This is a genomic window from Streptomyces sp. NPDC002265, assembly GCF_040296125.1.
Taxonomy (GTDB): domain Bacteria; phylum Actinomycetota; class Actinomycetes; order Streptomycetales; family Streptomycetaceae; genus Streptomyces.
The window spans coordinates 22799-29731 of record NZ_JBEOWS010000080.1 but is presented as its reverse complement, the minus strand read 5'-3'; the positions used below and the strand labels follow the sequence as shown (position 1 = coordinate 29731).

The window sequence follows — 6933 nt, the reverse complement described above, 5'->3', positions numbered from 1 at the left end:
GCCGCCTGCGGGGCGGCGGACAGGGCGACGACGCCGGCGGTGGCGAGGGCGACCAGGCCCGTCAGTGCGGCGTGACAACGATGCCGGGCGGAACGCGGGCGCAGAGACATCGGACGGCTCCTCCATGGGGGGTGGGCACGCATTTCGGCGGACAGTCTTGCGCCCCACTTTCACCATGTACAGGCCAATGAGAGGAACGGCTGCCGTCCCGTACCGGAACGCTGGTCGCCCCGTACCGGAACGCCCGCCGCCCGTTCGGCGACCCACCGTGCCCGTCCGGACACTGCGCGCGGTTTTCTCTCCGGCGGACGATCCGTCCGTGCCGAGGGATGGTGGAGGAGGGCCCGGGAGGCGTAGGAGAAGGGGTTGTGCGCGGTAGAACAGGGGAGTCGGTATCGAGGACGACGTGCCGCGCGGACGCCCGAAGGCGGTGCATCTGATGAATGCAGCCGGATCACCGGCGGACCGCGGCGACGAGCCCGTACGCGGGCCGGAACAGCCGAGTGGACTGCTCGACGTGCTCAACGTGGCCTCTGTGGTGCTGGACACCGAGGGGCGCATCGCGCTGTGGAGCCCGCAGGCCGAGGAGCTCTTCGGCTACCCGGCGCATGAGGCGCTGGGGCGGTACGCGGCCCATGTGATGGTGCACGAACAGCATGTCGACCTGGTCGTCAAGCTGTTCGCCGACGTCATGGCCACCGGCGAGGGCTGGGCCGGTGCCTTCCCGATCCGCCGCAAGGACGGCACCACGCGGCTCGTGGAGTTCCGCAACATGCGGCTGCTGGACGACCGGGGCCATGTCTACGCCCTGGGCCTGGCCACCGACCGGTCGACCGTACGCCGGCTGGAGCGGGACGTGGCGATGACGGCACGGATGGTGCAGCAGTCGCCGACCGGGCTGGCCGTGCTCGACACCGAACTTCGGTTCGTGTCGGTCAACCCGGCGCTGGAGCGGATCGACGGCATCCCGGCCGAGGACCACCTCGGGCGGACGTTCCACGAGGTGCTGCCGCTGCTGGACGCCGACGCCCTGGAGTCCGAAGCACGTCAGGTGCTGCGGACCGGACGGCCGGTCACCCACCGCCGGATCATGGGCCGCACCCCGGCCGACCCGGACCAGGACCACGCCTGGGCGATGTCCCTGTACCGCCTGGAGGACGCCCGTGGCACCGTGCTGGGGGTGGCCGCCTCGACCATCGACGTCACGGAGCAGTACCGGGCGGGCGTCGAGGCGGAGGCGGCGCGGCGGCGGCTGGCCCTCATCGCGGACGCCACCACCCGGATCGGCACCACCCTGGAACTGGACCGTACGGCTCATGAACTGGCCGACGTCGCCGTGCCGGAGCTCGCCGACATCGCCGCCGTCGACCTGCTGGAAGCGGTGGTGGAGGGCCGCCGCAGCAGTCTGGGCCCCGCACAGGCGGCGGTCATCCGGGCGCTGGCCGTACAGGCGCAGGACGCTCCGGAGGCGCTGGCGGCGGCCGACCCGGTCGGCCAGGTGGCCCGGTACGGACCCGACCGGCTCGTCACGGAGTGCGTCCGCACGGGCGAGGCGGTCATGGTGCCGCAGGTCAAGGACGAGGACCTGCCGCGCATCGCCCGCTCCCCCGCGGCGGCCGAGCTGCTGGCCCGGGCGGGCGTCCACTCGTATCTGGCCGTGCCGCTGATCGCCCGCGGCGAGGTGCTCGGCGCGCTGGACCTCAAGCGGGTCCGCAACCCCTTGCCGTTCGGCGAGGACGATCTGCTGCTCGCACGGGAGCTGGCCTCCCGGGCGGCCGTGCAGATCGACAACGCCCGCTGGTACCAGAGCGCCCGCAACACCGCACTGGCCCTCCAGCGCAGCCTGCTGCCCAGCCACCCGGCCGTCACCGGCGGCCTGGAGGTCGCCTCGCGCTACCGGCCGGCGGGCGCCACCACCGAGGTCGGCGGCGACTGGTTCGACGTCATCCCGCTGGACGGCGGCAGGACCGCGCTCGTGGTGGGCGACGTGATGGGCAGCGGCATCAGCGCCGCCGCCACGATGGGCCGGCTGCGCACCGCGACCAACACGCTGGCCTCGCTCGGTCTCGACCCCGCCGTCCTGCTCACCCACCTCGACCGCATAACGGCGGGCCTCGACCACTACATCGCGACCTGCGTGTACGTCGTCCACGACCCCCGGCAGCACGAGTGCCGGATCGCCAACGCGGGACACCTGCCGCCGGCCCGGCTGCGGCCCGGCCGGGCCCCGGAACTGCTCGACCTGCCCACCGGGGCGCCGCTGGGCGTGGGCGGTGTCGGATTCACCACCGTCACCGTCGACTTCGAGCCCGGCGACCAGCTCGTCCTCTACACCGACGGGCTCGTGGAGACCCGCCGGCACTCCCTCGACGAACGCCTGGCCAGGCTGCTCTCCCTCCTGGACGACCCGGCCCGCCCGCTGGAGAGCATGTGCGACCACCTGCTGGACACCCTGCACCACCCCGACAACCACGACGACGTGGCCCTGCTGGTCGCCCGGGCACGACGGGAACCCTGACCGGCCGCGGGCCCGCGACAGGACGCCCGAGGGCCGCGGTGGCTCTCCGTGCCCTAGGGCTTGGCCCCGATCACCACGTGCGCGTACAGCTCCTCCGACTCGGCGAGGGAGGCGGTCAGCCCGGCCCGGGTGAAGGCCTCGACGGCCGCCGGCGCCTGGCGCTCGCTGGTCTCGACGAACAGACAGCCGCCGGGGGCCAGCCAGTCCGGCGCCCCGGCGGCGACACGGCGCAACAGGTCGAGTCCGTCGGCGCCGCCGTCGAGCGCGGTCAGCGGCTCGTGCTCACGCGCCTCGGCGGGCAGCAGCGCCACCTCGCCGGTGGGAACGTAGGGCACGTTGGCGGCGAGCACGTCGACCCGGCCGCGCAGTCCGTCCGGGAGCGCCACGAAGAGGTCACCCGTGTGGACGTGACCGGTGACATTGCGGCGGGCGCAGCGCACGGCGACCGGGTCGATGTCGGCGGCGTGCAGTTCCACCGGCCCCAGGGCGGCGGCGAGTGCCGCGCCCACCGCGCCGGAGCCGCAGCACAAATCCACGACCACGGCGGCCCGCGGGACCCGGGCGACGGCCTGGCCGACGAGGAACTCGGTACGGCGTCGGGGCACGAAGACACCCGGCTCCACGGCGATGCGCAGACCGTGGAACTCGGCCCAGCCCAGGACGTGTTCGAGGGGCAGTCCCGCCACGCGGCGGTCCACCATCGCGGTGACCTCGTCCGGCGTACGGGCGGTGGTGAGGATCAGCTCCGCCTCGTCCTCGGCGAAGACGCATCCGGCGGCGCGCAGCGCGGCGACGGTCCGGGGGCGCAGGGCGGAGGACGAGGGCACGGACATGGGCGAGGGAAGGGAGGAGGGCATGGAAGCCGAGAGCCTTTCGGAAGCCGAAGGGCGCTCTCGCGGTCACCCGCAGTCGGAGGACCGTGCCATGGTGGCGAGGTGAGAGCACCCGACCTGACAAGCGGTAATGGGTCTCACCTCCTAAATCTGCGTCGGCTGTGGCGGTCCGCAGCCGGACGGCCACCCTATCGCAGCGGTGCGCGCCCGACGGCCCTCTCGGTCCCCTCGGGGAAGTCGGCCCGGGTCGCCCCCTCGCGGTCCAGTTGTACTCTGCAACCAGAGGGGGCGGGAGACGCGCGTGAGGGAGACCAGGTGACAGCGACCGAGGCCGTGGAGACCATCCAGCGGGAAATGACGACCTTCGCCCGTCGCGCCCGTGCCTCGGCCGGCCGGATGCACCCCGAGCTGTCGCTCGTCTCGTACACGCTGCTCGGCCATCTGGAGGAGATGGGCGGCTGCCGGGCCACCGACCTGGCCGCCCACTACGCCCTCGACAAGTCCACCGTCAGCCGCCAGGTCGCCGCGCTGGAGCGGGCCGGTCTGATCGAGCGCCGGCAGGACCCGGAGGACCACCGGGTCCAGGTGCTCCATGTCTCCGCGGCCGGGCGCGGCATCCTCCAGCAGGTCACACAGCGCCGCCGGGCCGCCTTCCGGGAACGGCTCGCGGACTGGCCGGAGGAGGATCTGGAGCGGTTCGCCGGGTATCTGGAGCGCTACAACGCCGCGGCGACGGCACCGGACACCGAGGACGGCTGAGCACCCCCTCGCGGCGGCTGCGCCGGACAGGCCCTAGGCCACCCCCACCGTCCGCTCCTGTGTCATGCGCTCCGGTACGCGCGCCGACAGGAACGCCGTCCGCATCCGCAGCCGGAATCCGAGTGACTCGTACAGCCGCAGGGCGCCGGTGTTGTCCGCGCCGGTGTGCAGGAACGGCGTGTCGCCGCGTTCGCGGATGCCGTGCGCGACGGCCAGGATCAGCCGGCTCGCCAGGCCCTGGCCGCGTACGGACTGGTCGGTGCAGACCGCGCTGATCTCGGTCCACCCCGGCGGGCGCAGCCGCTCCCCCGCCATGGCGACGAGCGCTCCGTCGCGCCGGATGCCCAGGTAGGAACCCATTTCGATGGTGCGGCGCTCGAAGGGGCCCGGCCGGGTGCGGGCGACCAGGTCGAGCATCTCGGGCACGTCGGCGGGGCCGAGCGGTACCGCCTCCGGGTCGGGGGCGGCGGCCAGGCCGTCGTCGACCAGCTGGACGCCCGCCATTTGGAAGGTGATCTCCCAGCCGGGCGGCACCTGGCCGCGGAACCCGAGCAGCGGGACCTCGGCCCCGGGGCCGGCCAGCGCGGCGAGATCCGCCCAGTCCTCGGCGTCCGGCTCGTCGGACAGGGCCAGCCAGGGAGTGACGTCGACCGGGTAGCGCAGCACCCGGCCGTACCGTTCGGCGAAGTGGGCGTGCGGGCCGGTGAGGGCGGCGCGAGCGGGGTTGTCCAGGACGTGCGGCCGCGCCGGTCCGTCGGTACCCGTGGGGCGGGCGGCGCTCATACGGCGGCCTCCGGGACGGCCGCGGCCGACGCCTCGCTCCCGGCACCGACACCGGCACCCGCACCCGCACCCGCACCCGCACCCGCACCCGCACCCGCACCCGCACCGATCCAGGTTCCGCCGGTCCGGGGGTCGCCGTGCCTCGTGAAGACGTACGCCTTCGGCATCCGCTCCCACTCTCCTTCGCTGTCGTCCTTCACTGCCGCGGGCCCACCGGCCGTCCGGAAAGACCGCCAGAGGGCACTCCGTCTGCAAGGACGATCTCCGGCCCGCTATTCCCGGACGCCGGCCGGTGCGCGGCGGGCGGACCGGTGCCGGGGCAGACCGAACGGTGCGGGGGCGGACGGACCGGTGCGGGGGCGGACGGACCGGTGCGGGACAGGTCCGGCCTGCACGTACGGTTGAATGAGCAAGCGATCCGCACGCATCAGCTCGTAGGCAGGCACCGTCTCCCCCATGAACGTCACCCGAGGCTTCACCGGGCGCCCTCGCGTCCACAATCCGGGGCTGCCACCCGGCCAGTACGACGCGGGCGACGACTGGCCCGTGCTCTCCGCCGAGGTCACGCCGGACCTGGCGCCCGCGGACTGGACGTTCCGGGTGGACGGTCTCGTGGAGCGGCCGCACACCTGGGACTGGGCGGCGGCGCACGCACTGCCGGCCTCCGCCTACGAGGGCGACATCCACTGCGTGACGAGCTGGTCGAAGTTCGGGGTGCGGTTCGGGGGCGTGTCGCTGGACACGTTCCTGGCGGCCGTGGGCCCGCACGCGTCGGCCACCCACGCCGTCGCCTACGCGCACACCGGCTACACCGCGAGCCTGCCGCTCGCGGACCTGACCGGCGGGCGCGCCTGGATCGCGTTCGAGTACGACGGGCGGCCGCTGGCCGCCGAGCGCGGCGGTCCCGCCCGGCTGCTGGTGCCGCACCTGTATTTCTGGAAGAGCACGAAGTGGATCGCCGGACTGACCCTCCTCGACCACGACGAGCCGGGCTTCTGGGAACAGAACGGCTACCACGCGCGCGGAAACCCCTGGGAAGAGCAGCGGTACTCCGGTGACTGAGACGACACGGACGGCGTTCGTCCCGCCCACGCGCTTCGCGGTGCCCGGCCGCATCGACGCCGGCGAGGCGGCGGCGGAGTGGCAGACGGCCACCCTCACGGAGATCCGGCGGGAGACCCCGCGCGCGGCCACGTTCCGGTTCGCGGTGCCCGCCTGGACGGGGCACCTGCCCGGGCAGCACCTGATGCTGCGGCTGACCGCCGCGGACGGGTACGTGGCCCAGCGGCACTACTCGATCGCCTCGGCGCCGGACCGCTCGGGGCACATCGAGCTGACCCTGGACCACGTCGAGGGCGGCGAGGTGTCCGGCTGGTTCCACACCGAGGCCCGGCCCGGCGACCAGGTGCGGGTGCGCGGCCCGCTCAGCGGCTTCTTCGCCTGGCCCGGCGACCGGCCCGCCCTGCTGATCGGGGCCGGTTCCGGCGTCGTACCGCTGATGTCGATGGTGCGGCACCACCGCGAGCGCCGCCTGTCGGTGCCGCTGCGGCTGCTGGTGTCGGCGCGCGGCCCGCGGGAGCTCATCTACGCACGGGAGTACGGCACCGAGACCACGCCGGTGTTCACCCGGACCGCGCCCGCCGGGGTGCCGGTGGGACGGATGACGGCCGCGCATGTGGCGCCGCTGCTGACCGGGCGGCCCGACGGCGGGTGGGAGGCCTACGTGTGCGGCTCCAACGCCTTCGCCGAGCACGCCTCGCGGCTGCTCGTGGCCGCGGGCCAGCCGGTGGACCGCATCCGGATCGAACGCTTCGGCTGACGCCGGGGCCGCGGCCGGCCTCTCTCCCGCAGGGGGCGATCCCCGGCCCCGAGCGGCCACCGCCTCACCTCCGCCCCGCCTCAGGATCCGCCCCGCTCCGCCCTCACCTCTTGTTCCGATCTGTACAGATTTGGGATCAATGTCCGCCGAATGGGGTACAACACCCTGTGGCTCTCGCACGCGGCACGGAAGGAGTGGCGCACCGGCCGACGGGTACGGCT

The 6933-nt window shown here is 73.9% G+C and carries 6 protein-coding genes; 4 read left to right on the top strand and 2 right to left on the bottom strand.

Annotated elements, in window-relative coordinates; all coding sequences use genetic code 11:
* Window positions 1-439 precede the first annotated feature (439 nt).
* A complete protein-coding gene (locus ABT085_RS16820; RefSeq protein ID WP_351607569.1) occupies window positions 440-2518 on the top strand; it encodes a SpoIIE family protein phosphatase in 2079 nt (692 codons plus the stop codon).
* 53 nt (window positions 2519-2571) lie between these two features.
* Here the strand turns inward: ABT085_RS16820 and ABT085_RS16815 are convergent, their stop codons facing one another.
* Entirely contained in the window at window positions 2572-3351 is a 780-nt protein-coding gene (locus ABT085_RS16815) for a putative protein N(5)-glutamine methyltransferase (protein WP_351607574.1), read from the bottom strand.
* A gap of 315 nt (window positions 3352-3666) precedes the next feature.
* Here ABT085_RS16815 and ABT085_RS16810 point away from each other — a divergent pair, with 315 nt between their 5' ends.
* Window positions 3667-4110, top strand: a complete 444-nt coding sequence (locus tag ABT085_RS16810; RefSeq protein WP_351607567.1) for a MarR family winged helix-turn-helix transcriptional regulator — start codon at window positions 3667-3669, stop codon at window positions 4108-4110.
* A 33-nt stretch (window positions 4111-4143) separates the two neighbouring features.
* Here the strand turns inward: ABT085_RS16810 and ABT085_RS16805 are convergent, their stop codons facing one another.
* Window positions 4144-4893, bottom strand: coding sequence for a GNAT family N-acetyltransferase (locus ABT085_RS16805; RefSeq protein WP_351607565.1), 750 nt, complete (start codon window positions 4891-4893; stop codon window positions 4144-4146).
* Between the two features lie 456 nt (window positions 4894-5349).
* Here ABT085_RS16805 and ABT085_RS16800 point away from each other — a divergent pair, with 456 nt between their 5' ends.
* Both ABT085_RS16800 and ABT085_RS16795 read left to right on the top strand, forming a co-directional pair.
* Window positions 5350-5955 carry a molybdopterin-dependent oxidoreductase gene (locus ABT085_RS16800; protein ID WP_351607562.1) on the top strand — a complete coding sequence of 202 codons (606 nt, stop codon included), beginning with the start codon at window positions 5350-5352 and terminating at the stop codon, window positions 5953-5955.
* Window positions 5948-6712: a ferredoxin reductase gene (locus ABT085_RS16795; RefSeq protein WP_351607559.1), complete on the top strand. Its 765-nt coding sequence runs from the start codon at window positions 5948-5950 to the stop codon at window positions 6710-6712. Before ABT085_RS16800 ends, ABT085_RS16795 begins: the two co-directional genes overlap by 8 nt.
* Window positions 6713-6933: the final 221 nt, after the last annotated feature.

Coding starts and splice junctions, on each gene's coding strand:
- ABT085_RS16820 (WP_351607569.1), top strand. CDS start 440: ATGAATGCAGCCGGATCACCGGCGGACCGCGGCGACGAGCCCGTACGC.
- ABT085_RS16815 (WP_351607574.1), bottom strand. CDS start 3,351: ATGTCCGTGCCCTCGTCCTCCGCCCTGCGCCCCCGGACCGTCGCCGCG.
- ABT085_RS16805 (WP_351607565.1), bottom strand. CDS start 4,893: ATGAGCGCCGCCCGCCCCACGGGTACCGACGGACCGGCGCGGCCGCAC.
- ABT085_RS16800 (WP_351607562.1), top strand. CDS start 5,350: ATGAACGTCACCCGAGGCTTCACCGGGCGCCCTCGCGTCCACAATCCG.